Here is a 16,737-nt window from a genome sequence, read left to right on the forward strand (position 1 = left end):
TTGATAGCAGACGAAATTTTAGAAAATCTTTCAACACAAATTTCACCTGAAGAATACCAAAGTTATATCAAGCAATTAAAATTTAACGAAAAGGCTTCAGACGATCATATTATCGTATTTACTGCACCAAATGAGTTAATGGCTAAATTTATAAATACAAGATATGCTGATAAAATCGCTCATCTATATGAAGTTAGAACAGGCATAAAACCAAATATAGAAATTTCATCTACTAAAAGTAGCAAGGTATCAAAACAAAATCAAATAAATGTTAAGCAAATAAAAACACAAAGTAGCATTTTAAATCCAAGCTACACATTTGAAAATTTTGTCTGCGGTGCATCAAATCAATACGCATTTTTAAGCGCAAAAGCAGCCGCTGAAAAACCTGGCGTACTTTATAATCCACTTTTTATCTATGGCACGACGGGACTTGGCAAGACTCACTTACTCCAGTCAGTTGGAAATCACTGCCTAAATAAAGGAAAAACCGTTATTTGCGTAACTAGCGAACAATTTATGATAGATTTTACTAGTCACATAAATAACCACTCAATGCCAAAATTTCGTGAAAAATATAGAAACTGCGATGTTTTACTAATAGACGACGTGCAATTTCTTGGCAAAACCGATAAAATTCAAGAGGAATTTTTCAACACATATAATGAACTTTTAGCAAAAAATGGTCAAATAGTTATGACTTCAGATCGACCACCAAAGACACTAAAAGGCTTTGAGGATAGGATGATTTCAAGATTTGATAAAGCTTTTATGGCTGATATTACGCCACCTGAACTTGATACAAAGATAGCCATCATCATCAAAAAATGCGAGTTTGATAAAATCGATCTAAATAAAGAGGTTATAAACTACATAGCTACAAACATGGGAGATAATATCCGTGAGATCGAGGGAGCTATCATAAATTTAAATGTTTTTAAAACTCTTATGAAAGAAGAGATAACACTTGATCTTGCAAAAAGTATATTAAAAGATTTGATCAAAGAAAAACGTGAAAATATAAATTTTGATACGATCGTTGAAATAGTTAGTAAAGAGCTAAATATCAAACAAAGTGATATAAAAAGCAAATCAAGAGTTACAAATATCGTAGAAGCAAGACGAATCATCATATATCTTGCAAAGATGCTTACAACAAACTCAATGCCACAAATTGCAAACTATTTTGGTATGAAAGATCACAGTGCCGTTAGTCATAATATTAAAAAGATAAATGAGCTAATACAAACTAATGAAATTTTTAGTCTAAAAGTTACTGAATTAAAAAATAAAATTTTGACAAAAGGATAAAATACAATATGAAATTTGTGAATAAACGTGAAAAAGAAAATATAATTTTTCACATTTCAAATAGCTGTATTTCGATGTTTGAAAGCATTTTTCACTTTTTAACATCACCTACTAAAACAAAAAAATTAAATTTAAAAATAGAAGGAAGTTTTTAATGAAAGTTTTAATAAACAAAAATATGCTTGAAAGCATAGTAACAAATACAAACCCATATCTTGAAAAAAGAGATCTTAGTGCTATAACTTCTCACATTTATATCTCAGCAAAAGATGGAGTTTTAAATATAAAAGCAACTGATCATGAGATAGGACTAGCATATAAGCTAAGTAATGTAAAAATTGTTGATCAAGGTTATGCAACTGCAAATGGTAAAAAACTACTTGACATTATAAAAAGTCTAAAAGACGAAGAAGTGATGTTAGAAACTGTAAACAACTATCTTTATATAAAACAAAAAAACTCAAAATACAAACTTCCAATGTATAAATTTGAAGATTTTCCAGAATTTCCAACTATTGAGGGTAAATCAAAATTTGATGTTGATGCTGTTATGTTAGGAAGAAGTTTAAAGAAAATTTTACCAAGTATTGATAGTAATAACCCAAAATTTGAACTAAACGGAGCTTTTCTTGATATTAAAAAAGACTTTATAAATATCGTTGGTACTGACACAAGAAGACTTAGTGTGTTTAAATTTCAAACACCAACTGAAAAAGAATTTTCACTTATAATCCCTAAAAAAGCTATCAATGAAATACAAAAATTATTTTTTGACAAGATAGAAATTTACTATGATGAAAATATCTTAATCGCTCAAAGCCAAAATTTTGAGTTTTTCACAAAACTTATAAATGGTAAATTTCCAGACTATGAGCGTGTCATACCAAAAGAGGTCAGAAAAAGACTTCAGCTAAGTAGAGATAAGATGATAGAAGGTATAAAAACTATATCAATGCTAAGTGATACAATGAAAATATCCTTTGCAAAAGACAATATAACATTTGAAAGTGTTATAGAAGATAACTCTGAAGCAAAAACTATGATTGATTATCAAACTGGATTAGAAGATGAATTCTTTATAGGCATAAAAAATAGATACTTGCTTGATTTCTTAACTAGTATCGAAGATGAAAATTTTGAGCTTGGATTTAATGAAAGCTCACTAGCATTTGTTGTAAGTTCAAAGGAACTAACAACAGTGATAATGCCAATAAATTTATAAGATAAGGTCTAGATTATGGAAAATAATTACGGCGCAGAAAATATTAAAGTACTAAAAGGGCTTGAGGCAGTTAGGAAGCGCCCAGGCATGTATATAGGCGATACTAACATAAGCGGTCTTCACCACATGATCTATGAAGTAGTTGATAACTCTATCGACGAAGCGATGGCAGGATACTGCGATACGATAGATGTTGAGCTTACACGTGAGGGCTCAGCGATCATTAGCGATAATGGCCGTGGTATCCCAGTAGATATGCACCCAACTGAGAAAATTTCAGCTGCGACTGTTGTTTTAACTGTTCTTCACGCTGGTGGTAAATTTGACAAGGATACTTATAAAGTCTCAGGCGGTCTTCACGGCGTTGGTGTATCTGTCGTAAATGCACTTTCTAAAAAGCTAGTCGTAAATATCAAGCGTGATGGCAAACTTCACAGACAAGAATTTGCAAAAGGTATTCCACAAAGTGATCTTGAAGTTATAAAAACTACAAACCGCACAGGCACACAAGTCGAATTTTGGCCAGATGATAGCATATTTGAAGTGACTGAATTTGATGACGAAATTTTAGTAAAGAGATTTCGCGAGCTAGCATATCTAAACCCAAAGATAACTATAAATTTCAAAGACCAAAGAAATGGCAGAAGCGAGAGTTTTCACTATGAAGGCGGACTTGAGAGCTTTGTAACTGATATGAACAAGGCAAATGCTGTTAGTAAAGCAGTATCATTTAGTGGCGGCGAAGATGACGTGCTTGTTGATTTTGCACTACTTTACAACGACACTTATAGTGAAAATTTACTAAGCTTTGTAAATAACATCAAAACTCCAGATGGCGGTACTCACGAGGCTGGCTTTAGAGCGGGTCTTACAAGAGTTATCACAAACTACGTTCAAGCAAACGCTGCTGCACGTGAAAAAGATACAAAAATAACTGGCGAAGATATCCGTGAGGGACTTATCGCAGTTGTTAGTGTAAAAGTGCCAGAGCCGCAGTTTGAGGGACAAACAAAGGGCAAACTAGGCTCAAGCTATGTAAAACCTATCGTTCAAAAGATGGTTTTTGACGTGCTTACAAAGTATTTTGAAGAAAATCCTATCGAAGCAAGAGCGATAATGGATAAAGCTCTAATGGCAGCTCGTGGTAGAGAAGCCGCTAAAAAAGCTAGGGATCTAACTCGTAAAAAAGAGAGCATGAGCGTAGGCACGCTCCCTGGCAAACTAGCTGATTGTCAGAGCAAAGATCCAGTAATTAGCGAGCTATATCTAGTGGAGGGCGACTCTGCGGGCGGTTCAGCAAAGCAGGGGCGTGATAGGGTTTTTCAAGCGATATTGCCGCTTAAAGGTAAAATTCTAAACGTTGAAAAGGCAAGACTGGATAAAATTTTAAAATCTGATGAGATAAAAAATATGATAACAGCGCTAGGATGTGGTATCGGAGATGAATTTGACGCTGAAAAGCTTAGATATCATAAGATCATCATCATGACCGATGCTGACGTCGATGGTAGCCACATTCAGACGCTACTTTTAACTTTCTTCTTTAGATTTTTAAATAAAGTTGTAGAAAATGGTCATATTTACCTAGCTCAGCCGCCACTTTATCGCTATAAAAAAGGTAAGAAAGAAATTTATCTAAAAGATGAAAAGGCGTTAAACGAATTTCTTATCGAAACTGGCATCGAGGGCGTTGATATAGAGGGTATAGGCAGTACTGATTTGATTGATTTTTTAAAGATCGTTGCAGCTTATAGAAGCGTCTTAAAAGAGCTTGAAAAACGCTTTAACGTCCTTTCAGCGATCCGCTATATGATAGAAAATCCAGACATCGTTTCAAAAAGCTACAATGAAATTTTTGAAATTTTAAAGAATTTCTTAAAAGCTGAGGGTCACAACATCCTAAATCACTACGTTAGCGATGATGAGATTAGAATTTATGTCCAAACTGAAAGCGGCTTAGAAGAGCTTGTGGTAAATGAAAATTTATTTACAAACCCACTCTATGAAGAGGCGCTTTATATTAGCCAAAAGATAAAAGAGCGTGGTCTAGACTTGCATAGTGACGTTATAGACGTTCTTGATGAAGTAGAAAAAAATGCGAAAAAAGGCGCATATATCCAGCGCTACAAAGGTCTTGGTGAGATGAACCCTGAGCAGCTTTGGGAGACTACGATGAACCCTGAGAACAGAAGACTTTTAAAAATCGATATAAACGACGCTATAAGCGCTTCTGACACGTTTAATCTCTTCATGGGCGATGAGGTCGAGCCAAGAAGAAACTACATCCAAGACCACGCAAAAGATGTTAAACACTTGGATATTTAAAAGAAAAAAGGATAGAAAATGAGCGAAGAGATGAAATACGGCGAGAAAATTTTAAAAGAATTTGACGTAGAGAGTGACCTTGAGGTCTGGGAAAATAAGCAAACAAGGGACTATGTCATAAAGATCACTCTGCCTGAGTTTTGCTGCCTTTGCCCTCGCTCTGGTTATCCTGACTTTGCGACGATATATCTTGAATACATCCCAAACAAGCTAGTTGTCGAGCTAAAAGCGATAAAGCTTTATATAAATAGCTTTATGAACCGCAACATCAGCCACGAAGATAGTATAAATGAAATTTACTCCGTTTTAGAGAAAAAGCTTGAGCCTAAATTTATGAAGATAGTTGGTGACTTTAACCCACGTGGAAATGTTCATACAGTTATCGAGATCAGCTCTGATCTAGTCGTAAAAAAGCCAGCTGAGGATAAAGAATTTACTCCAAGAAGTAGGGAGAGAAGTTTTAGCGATAAGCCACGCGAGAGACGAAGTACAAGCGATCGCGGTAGTAGTAGAAGCAGCAGAGATGATAAATTTAAAAAATATGACAAGCCAAGAAGAAGCTCAAACAAAGAGGGCTTTAGAAAGATAAGTTATGCCGATGATAAGAAGCCAAAAGTAGTCAAAAAGGATAAATAATGATAAGTGCTAAGCTTATAGAACATATCTTTAAAGCAGCATCTATATCACGTTGGAATGACTATCCAAAGATGGCGAATTTAGTCGAGCTTGACAAACAGGCTCATAAATTTATCATCGCTTATTTTATAGCAAAACAAGAACAAGACGCCGATATGAACTATATCATTGAGGCTGGAATTTTTGAGTTTTTAAGTAGGGTCGTGGTCACTGACATACGACCAGATGTCTTTCATCACATCCAAAAGACAAAAAAAGAGCAGATAAATAGCTGGGTTTTAAGCAACCTAGAGGAGCTGATCTCAGAGATCGAAGATGGCAAATTTTTAGAGAGATTTAAAAACCACTTTAAAAATGATAAAAAGCATGAAAAAGAGCGTCTCATTCTAAAAGCAGCTAGCTATCTTTCCACTAGGTGGGAATTTTCTATCGTCTATCAAACGAGCCAGTTTTTAAGCGATATAGAAGAGCTTAAAGCTAAGGTTGAGGAGGAGATGGAGGATTATTATGAGCTAATTGGCGTTAGAAAGATCGCTATGAATCAAAAATTAGCCCGCCTTGTTGATCTAAGTGGTAGGCTAAGGTTTCAAAAACGCTGGGCGCAAACGCCTCGTATCCCTGAAACTGCGGTCTTAGGGCATATGCTAGTAGTTGCGATACTTAGCTATTTTTACTCACTAAAAGCAAAAGCTTGCAAAAAACGCCTAGAAAATAACTTCTTTTGTGCGCTATTTCACGACCTACCAGAGAGTCTCACAAGGGACATCATAAGCCCTGTAAAGTACGGTGTAAAGGGGCTAAATGAGATCATTAGTGAGTATGAGATGAGGCTTATTGATGAGAGGATTTTGCCATTTGTACCTGAAAAGATCAAAGATGAGTTTAGCTACATCCTTGGTATCAGAAAAGATGGCGAGAAATTTATAAAAGATGAGTTTGAAAATAGAACTTATGAGCGTAAAATCATCTGCCATGAAGGGACGATGGAAAACGTAAATGAGGATAAATTTAACCCAATCGATGGCAAAGCATTAAAATACTGCGACAAACTCTCAGCCTACATCGAAGCTGGAATTTCTATAAGCTACGGTGTCAAGTCAAAAGAGCTAACTGATGGCTTTAATAATATGTATAAATTTTTTAGCGAAAAACCTAAGATCGACGGAGTGGATTTTTTAGAAATTTGTGATGATTTTAATGAACATTTTGGTTTAGAAAGACCCCCTCTCAGATAACTGCGGCACACACTTAATACAAGTGCTCTGCTGTGTTCCCACCCTGAAGCGGTGCTCATAAAAAGCATTGCACAGGTCTAAGAAGGAGCTTCGCAATCATACAGAAACTATACTTAAATTTTGTTTTATAGTTACATTTTTAAAAATTTAGCTTTAAAAGTATATAATCAGCCAAAATTTCATAAAAAGTAGAGTAATGTCTGGAAAGTTTAAACTTCGTTTTTTATCAGCTTTTAGAGATTTTTTTATCTATCATCACAAATCTTTAGAATTTCGTGCAAAAATTTTTGCCGCTATGATCTCTGCTAAATTTGACCCAGACGAAGATGATTTTTTTGTTTTAAATGACATTACAAATGAAATTTATGAAAATGACCAAACAAGAAAAGACTTTTTGATCCAAACTGTTAAAGAGTATGTAGCAAGAGTTAAAAGAAACGATAGAATCACACTTGATGCACTACTTTTAAGCATTGATAAAGACCTAAAAGATCACAAAAGATACGCCAAAAAAATAGATTTTTCTCATCTTCGTCGCTTGATGAGTGGCTGTGAGGAAGAGATTTTAGTTCAGCAAAGAGTTTATGAGTTTTTAATAAACGAAGTTAAACTCTATTCTTAAAATTATCATTCATTTTAAATTTTTAATCATCAACTAGCATAAAAATTATTTCTTCATCTGAATAGCAGTCTGGATCATCTCATCACTTGTTGTGATGCTTTTTGCACTAGCCTCATAAGCCTTTTGCGTGACTATAACCTCACTTAGCGCTTGACCAAGATCGACATTACTCATTTCAAGTTTATTTGCAAGAATTTGTGAGCCATAAATGGTCTCACCAGCTTTATTTTTATAAAAAAATGCCTCACCTGAATTTGGAGTTGTTTCATAGAGATTATCACCCACTTTTGATACGCCTTGCTCATTTTGGAAGTGATATAGAGCTATTTTTGCAACTATAAATGAACGAGAATTGTCAAAATTTGCCATGATATTTCCACGGTCATCGACGCTATATTTTGAGAGATTTCCTTCAGCGTAGCCATCTGCTTTTATGACAAAGTCTTTTTTTGAATTAGCCGAGCTTGTTATGCCATTATAGACATTTGCATCTCCATCGCCAAGAAAATTTAAAGCTACGTTTCCAACACTTGTTAATGTATTTGTAACAAGTCTGCCGCTACCATCAAAAGTAAGTGTTCCCATAGCTGTATTTTGTACAACACCATTAGCATCAGTTATCGTAGCTGTGGCATTCCAGGTAGTTTGATTGCCACCTTGAGGGATTTGTTTTGTAAAATTTATAGTTACTAAGCTCTTTGTACCATCACTGTTATATATCTCTGAGCTTAGTTTTTCTTTATTAGCTACTTCAACTAGTGATGTAACTTCAGCTTTTACATCTAAGCTAGCAAAATTCATAAATTTTAGGCTTTTATTGTTTATATGCCAGCTGCCATCGCTCTCTAGCGTGGTTGAAAACTCACTAAATTTACCATCGCCGTCTTTTACTTTTACCACTACGCTATCACCTGCTTTTGCACCAAATCTTGTCTGACTTAGTGGGATTTGTCCATTTAGTGAGATAGTTTTGTTTGTATTATCAAGTGTATAATTAAAATTTGCCGCATCAATGGCTGTTGTTCGCTTATCTGTTATAAGGCTTGAGTCTAGATTACCTTTTAAATTTATATTTTTTGTTTGCTTGGCTGGCATATATAAAAAATGAGGTAAATTTATACCTTTTTGTGAGCCAGTATCGCCTAGTTTTAGATCTTCTTCTTTTGCAGTAAATGCCTGCGTGGTACCTTTTGTTTGACCATATTTTCTAAGAGCATTAGCACTTGGAGTAACTGGAGTAAAACTTGTTAACGTACCAAGAAGCAAGTTGCCTTTATTATCTACTAAATTTCCAGCCCCATCTATATCGAAGCTACCTGTTCTTGTGTAGTAGTTTCTACCATTTTTATCAACGACACCAAAAAAGCCTTTACCGCCTATGGCTAGGTCAAAGTTATTATCGGTATTTTGAAAACTACCATTTGTCATCTTTAAAGCTGTTGTTTGTTTTGTAGCTCCAAGACCTACTTGATTGTTAGTTGGACCACTTCCAGCAGAAGCCATATGTTGATTGATTAAATTTTTAAACTCAGGGATTGAAGCTTTAAAACCTACGTTGTTGATATTTGAGATATTATTTGCCCAAACATCCATGCCAAAGCTTTGTGTTTTAATACCACTAATTCCGTTGTAAAAACCTCTCATCATGGCTTTTATCCTTCGTAAAATTCAGATATTTTATCCATTGGGACATATTCGCCTGCGATTTTTATCATGGCTTTACCATCTACAAATTTTACTGCTTCAACCGGATAGCTACCTACTTGAGTCTTGTATGAATTACCATCTTTTCCAGTGTAATTAACAGAGACTGTATATGCTCCGTTTGGTAATTGTTTTCCAGAATCATCTTTACCATCCCAAGATATTCTGCGAACTCCTGACTTTAGATCTTTTATATCGATTGAACGAACGACCTCTCCATTTGCATTTTTAATTTCTAGCTTACCATTTGCAAGATCTGATTTAAAATAAAGTGCAAAATTTACATTTTTTTGCTCATCTGTTAGTAAAACTGAGTTTGAACCAGTTGAGACCATTTTGCCAAGAGCTGATATGGCGTAGGCATTTGCATTTGATTTTAACTGATTTACAAGCTCTTTCATAGCTGAGTTTGTATTTTGTTGCATCTCTAGTGATGCTAGCTGGCTAGTTTGCGTAAGCATCTTTTCAGTATCCATAGGACTTGTTGGATCTTGATACTGAAGTTCTGTTAAAAGTAGCTTCATAAATGCATCTTTATCTAGCTGCGCATTTGGATTAGTTCCTGTGTCAGCTGCCGCATCTTGCTTTGCTTTTGCCTTTTTCTCGGCATTTTTTTGTTGTGTTGTTTGTGTAGTTATATCTGAAACTGAAGCCATGATCTCTCCTAAATATATCTTGGTATTACTAGCTCAAGCAAGCTTTGTTCCGCTTGAGTGTTTTCGCTCTCATCGCTTTGATTTGAACTGTATTTATTCTTTGCTTGTTCTTTTTTATCTTGTCTTTGATTTTGATCTGAGAAATTCATCTCAAGCTCAGTAAATCCCATATTTACAAGGCTATTTTTAAACTCGGCTTGATTTTGTAAAAATAAATTCATAGTAGCCGTGGTTGAGTTAAAATTTACATGTAAGTTGTTGCCGCGATTTACCATCGTGATCTCAACCTCACCTAAATTTAGAGGATTAAGCGTTATGTTAAAACGAGTGATCGGAGCTTTGTAATTTTGCACCTGCTCTTTTAGCGTAGAAGAGAAGTTACTAAGCGTCTCTTTTATCTCAGCCTTTGTTTGAAGCTGGTGTTTGGCGCTACTAGCGATATCTTTTACCATTTGATTTAGTTCTGATTTATTATCGCTTGCAAAGGCCTCTTCGGTTGGCTCACTCTTGGTCATCTGTTCTCTTTCTGGAAAGAGTAGTGACTCAAGAGTTGGAGCTTTTTGTGCCTTTTGCTCGTGTAAATTTACCTTTACTTTAGGCTGCTCGTCTGGCTCAACATCCACCATATCATCATCAAGCTTTACCTCGCTATCTAGCTTTTTAGGCTCTTCTTTTACTGAATTTTTAACTTCATTAGTTGGATTTGTCACTACCTCTTTTAATAAGGTATCAAGCTTTACGACCTCTTTTGGTTCATTTTTGATGATGGTTTTCTCGACCTCATTTTTTAGCTCTTTTAGGTAAAAAGGTTTCTCTTCGGTCTTTATCGGTGTAAAAAATTCTTTCTTGCCTAAATTTTTAAACATCTCATTTAGTTTTGGCACATCTTCGTTTGAAATTTCTATATTTTCAAGGCCAAGGTCAAATTTCTTAGCAAGATCGATAAGGTCACTAACACTCTTAACATTACTAAGCTCTTCGACGTTTTCAGGCACACTTAAGAAATTCGCTATTTTGTCGCTGAAATTTGGAAATTTACTTACTTTTTCATTGCCATTTAGAATTTCTAAAACTTGCAAAAGCTGCATAAAATTTGCATTTTCATAGAGCTCATTTTTTGTATTTTCGTCTAAATTTTCTTCAAGTGCAGTTGAAATTTTTGCCGCACTTTCGCTTTGTGCTTTTTGCAGTGTCTCTTTTTGAGTGGTAACCGTTTTTACTATCTCTTTGACATCTTTTTCAGTGATTTTTTGGCCGCTATTTGCCTTGCTCGCAGCTGCATCTAAAACCATTGACAAAAATTCGCCGTTGTTTTCAGATTTCTTAGAAGCAGAGGGCTTTTTATTCCCAGCAGGAGTCAGCAAATCTATGTTGTTTTTCGCTGTATAAGCTTGCATTTAAACCTTTCAAATTTTTAAACTTAATGCCAAACATGCAAAATCTATTCCAAAAATTAATTTCTTGATATCAGCTTAAAATTTATAAAAATTTGGCTATAATCTGCCCCTATTTTAAAACTGACAAACAAAAAATAGCAAACTAATAAACGGAGAAAAATTTGGAAAAGATACGAAATATGGCCGTTATCGCGCACGTCGACCACGGTAAAACAACAATGGTTGATGAGCTTTTAAAACAGTCAGGAACATTTAACGAGCATCAAAGCGTTGGCGAGCGTGTAATGGATAGCAACGACATCGAAAGAGAGCGTGGCATCACGATTCTTTCTAAAAATACTGCTATTCGATACAAAGATACAAAGATCAACATCATTGACACCCCAGGCCACGCCGACTTTGGTGGTGAGGTAGAGCGTGTTCTTAAGATGGTTGATGGCGTTTTGCTACTTGTCGATGCGCAAGAAGGCGTTATGCCACAAACTAAATTTGTCGTCAAAAAAGCACTTTCACTAGGACTTCGTCCAATCGTTGTCGTAAATAAGATTGATAAGCCAGCAGGCGATCCAGACCGCGTTATAAATGAAATTTTTGACCTTTTTGTCGCACTTGATGCAAATGATGAGCAGCTAGAATTTCCAGTTGTTTATGCCGCTGCTAAAAATGGCTATGCAAAGCTAAAACTAAGCGATGAAAACAAAGACATGCAGCCACTTTTTGAGACTATCCTAGCTCACGTACCAGCTCCAAGCGGTAGCGACGAGAACCCACTTCAGCTTCAAGTTTTCACGCTTGATTATGATAACTACGTCGGTAAGATCGGTATTGCGAGGATTTTTAACGGCAAGATATCAAAAAACCAAAATGTCATGCTTGCAAAGGCTGATGGCACAAAGACAACTGGTAGAATTTCAAAGTTAATTGGTTTTATGGGTCTTGAAAGAACCGATATTAACGAAGCTGGTACTGGTGACATCGTAGCGATCGCTGGCTTTGATGCGCTTGACGTTGGCGATAGCGTCGTTGATCCAAACAATCCTCATCCGCTTGATCCTCTCCACATCGAAGAGCCGACACTTAGCGTTGTGTTTTCTGTAAATGATGGCCCATTAGCGGGTACTGAGGGCAAACACGTTACATCAAACAAGATCGATGAGCGCCTTGCAAACGAGATGAAGACAAATATCGCGATGAAATACGAAAACATCGGCGAGGGCAAATTTAAAGTAAGTGGCCGTGGTGAGCTTCAGATTACTATTTTGGCTGAAAATATGCGCCGCGAGGGCTATGAATTTTTACTTGGCAGACCTGAGGTTATCGTAAAAGAGATAAACGGCGTAAAATGCGAGCCATACGAGCTTTTAGTCATCGACGCACCTGATGATACGACAGGCACTGTCATAGAAAAACTAGGCAAAAGAAAGGCTGAAATGGTCTCTATGAACCCAACAGGTGATGGTCAAACAAGGATCGAGTTTGAGATCCCAGCACGCGGACTTATCGGTTTTAGAAGCCAGTTTTTGACTGATACAAAAGGCGAGGGCGTTATGAACCACAGCTTTTTGGAGTTTAGACCACTAAGCGGCACCGTCGAGCACAGAACAAATGGTGCTTTAGTTTCGATGGAAAACGGAGTAACGCTTGCTTATTCGCTATTTAACTTGCAAGATCGTGGTGTGCTTTTCCTTGATCCGCAAGCAAAAGTCTATGTAGGCATGATCATCGGCGAGCACAGCCGTCCAAACGACCTTGACGTAAATCCTATCAAGGGTAAAAACCTAACAAACGTACGTGCTAGCGGTAGCGACGATGCGATCAAGCTTGTGCCACCTAGAAAGCTAAGCCTTGAGCGCGCACTAGAGTGGATCGAGGATGACGAGCTAGTCGAGGTTACGCCTATAAATATCCGCGTTCGCAAGCGCTATTTAGATCCAACAGAACGCAAAAGAAAAGCAAAACTCTAATTAAAATTTGTCATCTAGCCCCTTTGTAAAGGGGCTAATAATTAAACTCTAAAAATAGCAAAAAAGATTTAAATAAATTCTTATATCTTTTTGAATTATTTATTTAAATTGGCTTTGTTCAAGACGAAATAGAGTCATTCTCTCTCATTTAAAATTTATCAATCCTAAAACTATTTATACTTTAAAATACCATACTTACTTTTCTATTTTTACTTTTAATATAATCAATACAAAAATGCTTAGTTTATGCTAGAATCGGCGAAAATTTAAAGGAAACCGATGAAAAAACTAAAATTTATCTTCGCTCTCGCCGCGGCGTTTATTTTTGGCGGCTGCTACGAGACGACGCTACTTACGCGGGTGCCGATCTCCGCGCTTATTTCGGATAAAAGCTTGGACGTGAAATCCACGATTGTGCTAACGGATATAACGCCGCAGACGTACGTTACGAAAACGGTAACGGACAACGTGCGGGTTTTCGTCCCGGACGCTAAATTTAAGGATTTTCCGACTGGAGAAACCGCCTATGAGATGAGCGTTAGCGTAGGCAAGGGCGAAAAGGGCGGCAAAAACTCGGATAAGCGCGCCGTGCGGATATATCTAAGCCAAGACGGCGACGTCTACGGCAAGCTTAGTAAAAATATGCTCGAGCAGTACGCGGGCGCGGCGAAGCAGAAAATGGAGCCTACGCTAAAAGCGGCGATCAAATTTGAAAACGACACGAAGGACGTCTATGAGCTGGTTGCGGGCAACGACTTTAAGGCTAGCGACGAGGCGCAGACGGGCGGCGTTTATACCTTGGCGCCGGGGCAGGTCACGGGCGCGATCTGGGCGGATAGTGCGGCGGTGCGTGACGCGGTCGCGGGCAAGGCGGTCAAAATCGGCACTCTAAAAAAGTCGGCGAAATGAAAAGCGTAAAAATCGGCTTCATCGGCGGCGGAAATATGGGCGGCGCAATGATAGAGGCGCTTTGGCGCGCGCAATCTGACGAAGCAGACGCGGGGCGAAGCTCGGCCGAGGACGAGCGAAAATCCAGCGGCGGTAGCGCGGGGTGCGGGGCGGAAAATTTAGCGCAAACGGATAAAAACGCGAGCTCGCGCGAATGCGAAAAAAAGACGAAATTTGAAATCATAGCCTGCGCCAGAAGTAAAATCGAAGCCTTGCGGCAAAGATTTGGCATAAAAATAGCCGCGAGCGAAACGGATCTAGCGCGCGAAGCGGACGCGGTCGTGCTGGCTACTAAGCCCGCTAGCTACGAGGCTATCTTGCGCCTGATCGCTCCCGATCTTGCGCGCAAAATTTTGCTTCTTTTGGCGCCGAATTTTGACATAAAACGCGCTAGGCAAATCGTAGGCGAGGATGTCTATATCACTCGCGCGATGCCAAACGTCGCAGCTAGCATCGGCGCGTCGGCCACGGCTCTTTGCTTTGACGCTGGATTTAGCGAGGCCAAGAAAGAGACCGTGCGCGAGATAATCGCTAAAATCGGTAAAATTTACGAGATAGACGAGTCCGGGTTTGCCACATTTACGGGCATCGCGGGAAGCTTGCCCGCGTATGCGTGCGCCTTTATCGAGGCTGCGGCCGATGCTGGCGTGCGGGGCGGACTGCCTAGGCAGCTTTGCTACGACGCCGTTGCGGCAGCCGTGGAAGGGACGGCGCGTCTGATCCAAAGCGGCAAGCACCCGGCCGCGCTAAAAGACGAGGTCTGCTCGCCGGCTGGAACCACGATCGAAGGACTTGCCGCGCTTGAAAAGGGCGGATTTCGCGGCGCCTTGATGGATGCCGTCACCGCTTGCATCGCCAAAGCGCGGGGTTAGGCTCACGGTTTTTGCTTTGCCGATTAATTTAAGTCTAGTAAATTTATGCGTTTTGTATTTGCTTGAAATTTCCGATCACGCCTAAATTTCTCGTCCAAGCCGAAAAACGCTCCGCCGCGTTTTTGCCGTAATCGCGCGTTAAATTTTAAAAAGATACCGATAAAGATTATTTCCGGTGCTACTTGCGGCGATAAATTTATTCGCTAGCGAGCCGGGCCTTTCGCCCTTGCTAGCCGCAGATACGCTAGAAAAGATCAAAAAATGCAAAAATCCCGACCTAAACGCTACCAAAGAGTGCGTACAGGCGGGTATGGTAGCGGCAAACTTAAAGCAAGACTACGGCGCGGCGGAGGGGCTATTTAGCCTAGCCTGCGCCAAAGGAGACGGCGAGGGCTGCTTTTATCTGGGTGAACTTGATAAAAGCAATCTAGCAAAAGCCGCGGATAAGAGCGAGCGCGAGACCAAGATTAGCGCGTATTACAAGGCTAGCTGCGTCCTTTACGAGTATTTGCCCGGTTGCTTGGCGCTAGCCAATTTCGTACAAGAAGAGCTAGGCGACGAGGTGCAGTCGTTTGCGATAAACAATACCCTATGCAATAAAAAAATACGCTCCCGGATGCTACAACGTGGGCTGGATGATAGAGCGAACAGGAGGCGATATAGGCGAGATGATGGAGTATTACGAGCGCTCGTGTAAGCTAGGCTACGCAGGCGGCTGCGAGAGGGCGGCGTGGCTGTATGAGGGAAATTTCAACGAAAATAGATACGAGCAAGTAAAAAAAGACGCGAAAAGAGCAAAGCAAATGCGAAAAAAGGCGTGCGAGCTAGGCGATAAGCGAAGCTGTTAGATTGATAATAAGGCGTTTTGATAAAAATTTTTAAAACGATAAAACTCTAGAAAGTCTTAGCATAGCTAGCAATTTAGAGTAGTAACTTTTAGTATATTTTTGAATTCTGTAAGAAGTTTACTAATTTATGTTTTTAAGTTTATAAAAGCTCTACCATACTTTTTATAGTAGCTAGTGAAGTAAAGTTAAATTTTTACTTCACTAGACTCAAAAGTAAAATTTTTACAGAGCTTGTGTTTGCTTATACTTTTAATCATTAAGACAATCAATAAAACTCATTGATAAATTTTCTACTAAACCTTATTTTTAACAAAAGCAAATATTAATTTTCTTAAATAAAGCTAAATATAACAATGTAATTTTAAGCCATGAGGTTATAAGCTTTTTTTAAATTTTATTTTTAAGGATTGCAACATGAAAATGCTATTTTTAGCCCCTGTCTTAGCATGTAGTCTTGCTTTTAGTGCTGATGTGATCGCAAAAGATGCCAATATAACGCTAGATGGCAAGATGATCGGAAAGATCGAGGTTTTAACACCAGTTGAAGTCGTCGAAAAAGGCGATAAAACGAGCAAGATCAAGGTTAGTGGCGTCGTATCGGCAAACTACTTAGCCCAGCTTCAAAGAAGCGTAGAAGATCCTGAAGTTTTTGTAGCTTTTAATGACGAGAGTGAGGCAAATTTCAAAAAAGTAAAAGATCTTGAAGATGACTACGGCGAGGTTTGGTACCAAGCTGAGGGCGTTTACGAAGTGCCAAATGACGCACTTGGTGGCGATACAAAAAAGCTTTACGTAAAAGCACAACAAATTTATGAAGAGACCTGCTCTGCGTGTCATAGACTTCACGAGCCAAATAGCTTTACAGCGGCTCAGTGGCCAGCAAATTTAGCTGGAATGGTCGATGCAAAATTTGTAGCACTAGACGAAACTGACCTAAATTTAGTGCTCAAATACTTACAACACAATGCCAAAAAAGTAAAATAAATTTTTCATAAGG

At 38.3% G+C, this 16,737-nt stretch carries 14 protein-coding genes, 1 other RNA gene and 1 pseudogene; 12 read left to right on the forward strand and 4 right to left on the reverse strand.

Annotated elements, in window-relative coordinates:
* The 5 genes from dnaA to CVT15_RS00025 all read left to right on the forward strand — a co-directional run bounded on the left by dnaA (position 1) and on the right by CVT15_RS00025 (position 6,729).
* Entirely contained in the window at positions 1-1,311 is a 1,311-nt protein-coding gene (gene dnaA / locus CVT15_RS00005) for a chromosomal replication initiator protein DnaA (RefSeq protein WP_054195855.1), read from the forward strand.
* A 154-nt stretch (positions 1,312-1,465) separates the two neighbouring features.
* The gene (dnaN, locus tag CVT15_RS00010) at positions 1,466-2,533 is read left to right on the forward strand and encodes a DNA polymerase III subunit beta (RefSeq protein WP_103576653.1); all 1,068 of its coding nucleotides are present in this window, start codon (positions 1,466-1,468) and stop codon (positions 2,531-2,533) included.
* A gap of 15 nt (positions 2,534-2,548) precedes the next feature.
* Entirely contained in the window at positions 2,549-4,858 is a 2,310-nt protein-coding gene (gene gyrB / locus CVT15_RS00015; protein ID WP_103576654.1) for a DNA topoisomerase (ATP-hydrolyzing) subunit B, read from the forward strand.
* A gap of 18 nt (positions 4,859-4,876) precedes the next feature.
* Positions 4,877-5,494 (forward strand): preQ(1) synthase, encoded by a 618-nt coding sequence (queF, locus tag CVT15_RS00020; RefSeq protein ID WP_230853937.1) that lies wholly within the window; start codon positions 4,877-4,879, stop codon positions 5,492-5,494.
* Complete coding sequence (locus CVT15_RS00025; protein ID WP_103576655.1) at positions 5,494-6,729, forward strand: HD domain-containing protein; 1,236 nt, start codon at positions 5,494-5,496, stop codon at positions 6,727-6,729. The genes queF and CVT15_RS00025 overlap by 1 nt, the downstream gene beginning before the upstream one ends.
* On the opposite strand, the gene ffs is transcribed toward CVT15_RS00025, so the two are convergent.
* Positions 6,716-6,813: signal recognition particle sRNA small type (gene ffs / locus CVT15_RS00030), an RNA gene on the reverse strand. The two genes, CVT15_RS00025 and ffs, sit on opposite strands and share 14 nt — an antisense overlap.
* Positions 6,814-6,925: 112 nt before the next feature.
* Between ffs and CVT15_RS00035 the strand changes: the two genes are divergently transcribed.
* Positions 6,926-7,351: a hypothetical protein gene (locus tag CVT15_RS00035; RefSeq protein WP_072595304.1), complete on the forward strand. Its 426-nt coding sequence runs from the start codon at positions 6,926-6,928 to the stop codon at positions 7,349-7,351.
* Positions 7,352-7,396: 45 nt separating this feature from the next.
* Here the strand turns inward: CVT15_RS00035 and CVT15_RS00040 are convergent, their stop codons facing one another.
* From CVT15_RS00040 to CVT15_RS10245, 3 genes and pseudogenes are all read right to left on the reverse strand, one after another.
* Entirely contained in the window at positions 7,397-8,998 is a 1,602-nt protein-coding gene (locus CVT15_RS00040; protein ID WP_196373530.1) for a flagellar hook protein FlgE, read from the reverse strand.
* A 5-nt stretch (positions 8,999-9,003) separates the two neighbouring features.
* Complete coding sequence (locus CVT15_RS00045; RefSeq protein WP_103576656.1) at positions 9,004-9,711, reverse strand: flagellar basal body rod modification protein; 708 nt, start codon at positions 9,709-9,711, stop codon at positions 9,004-9,006.
* An 8-nt stretch (positions 9,712-9,719) separates the two neighbouring features.
* Positions 9,720-10,106: pseudogene (locus tag CVT15_RS10245) on the reverse strand (flagellar hook-length control protein FliK); the annotation flags it as partial.
* Positions 10,107-11,269: 1,163 nt separating this feature from the next.
* Here CVT15_RS10245 and typA point away from each other — a divergent pair.
* The 6 genes from typA (at position 11,270) to CVT15_RS00080 (ending at position 16,724) form a co-directional block, all read left to right on the forward strand.
* Positions 11,270-13,072 (forward strand): translational GTPase TypA, encoded by a 1,803-nt coding sequence (gene typA / locus CVT15_RS00055; RefSeq protein ID WP_103576658.1) that lies wholly within the window; start codon positions 11,270-11,272, stop codon positions 13,070-13,072.
* 468 nt (positions 13,073-13,540) lie between these two features.
* Positions 13,541-13,981: a hypothetical protein gene (locus tag CVT15_RS00060; RefSeq protein ID WP_230853938.1), complete on the forward strand. Its 441-nt coding sequence runs from the start codon at positions 13,541-13,543 to the stop codon at positions 13,979-13,981.
* Complete coding sequence (proC, locus tag CVT15_RS00065) at positions 13,978-14,892, forward strand: pyrroline-5-carboxylate reductase (RefSeq protein WP_103576660.1); 915 nt, start codon at positions 13,978-13,980, stop codon at positions 14,890-14,892. The genes CVT15_RS00060 and proC overlap by 4 nt, the downstream gene beginning before the upstream one ends.
* A gap of 175 nt (positions 14,893-15,067) precedes the next feature.
* Positions 15,068-15,589 (forward strand): hypothetical protein, encoded by a 522-nt coding sequence (locus tag CVT15_RS00070; RefSeq protein WP_103576661.1) that lies wholly within the window; start codon positions 15,068-15,070, stop codon positions 15,587-15,589.
* Entirely contained in the window at positions 15,564-15,740 is a 177-nt protein-coding gene (locus CVT15_RS00075; protein ID WP_159070248.1) for a hypothetical protein, read from the forward strand. Before CVT15_RS00070 ends, CVT15_RS00075 begins: the two co-directional genes overlap by 26 nt.
* 414 nt (positions 15,741-16,154) lie before the next feature.
* The gene (locus tag CVT15_RS00080) at positions 16,155-16,724 is read left to right on the forward strand and encodes a hypothetical protein (RefSeq protein WP_103576662.1); all 570 of its coding nucleotides are present in this window, start codon (positions 16,155-16,157) and stop codon (positions 16,722-16,724) included.
* The last annotated feature ends 13 nt before the right edge of the window (positions 16,725-16,737 follow it).

The sequence above is a fragment of the Campylobacter concisus genome, assembly GCF_003048595.2.
GTDB lineage: Bacteria > Campylobacterota > Campylobacteria > Campylobacterales > Campylobacteraceae > Campylobacter_A > Campylobacter_A concisus_L.

What these genes read in the sequence shown, in the direction of transcription:
- CVT15_RS00080 (WP_103576662.1), top strand. Translation starts at nt 16,155, where the DNA reads ATGAAAATGCTATTTTTAGCCCCTGTCTTAGCATGTAGTCTTGCTTTT.
- CVT15_RS00035 (WP_072595304.1), top strand. Translation starts at nt 6,926, where the DNA reads ATGTCTGGAAAGTTTAAACTTCGTTTTTTATCAGCTTTTAGAGATTTT.
- CVT15_RS00075 (WP_159070248.1), top strand. Translation starts at nt 15,564, where the DNA reads ATGGAGTATTACGAGCGCTCGTGTAAGCTAGGCTACGCAGGCGGCTGC.
- CVT15_RS00045 (WP_103576656.1), bottom strand. Translation starts at nt 9,711, where the DNA reads ATGGCTTCAGTTTCAGATATAACTACACAAACAACACAACAAAAAAAT.
- dnaN (WP_103576653.1), top strand. Translation starts at nt 1,466, where the DNA reads ATGAAAGTTTTAATAAACAAAAATATGCTTGAAAGCATAGTAACAAAT.
- CVT15_RS00040 (WP_196373530.1), bottom strand. Translation starts at nt 8,998, where the DNA reads ATGATGAGAGGTTTTTACAACGGAATTAGTGGTATTAAAACACAAAGC.
- queF (WP_230853937.1), top strand. Translation starts at nt 4,877, where the DNA reads ATGAGCGAAGAGATGAAATACGGCGAGAAAATTTTAAAAGAATTTGAC.
- proC (WP_103576660.1), top strand. Translation starts at nt 13,978, where the DNA reads ATGAAAAGCGTAAAAATCGGCTTCATCGGCGGCGGAAATATGGGCGGC.
- gyrB (WP_103576654.1), top strand. Translation starts at nt 2,549, where the DNA reads ATGGAAAATAATTACGGCGCAGAAAATATTAAAGTACTAAAAGGGCTT.
- CVT15_RS00025 (WP_103576655.1), top strand. Translation starts at nt 5,494, where the DNA reads ATGATAAGTGCTAAGCTTATAGAACATATCTTTAAAGCAGCATCTATA.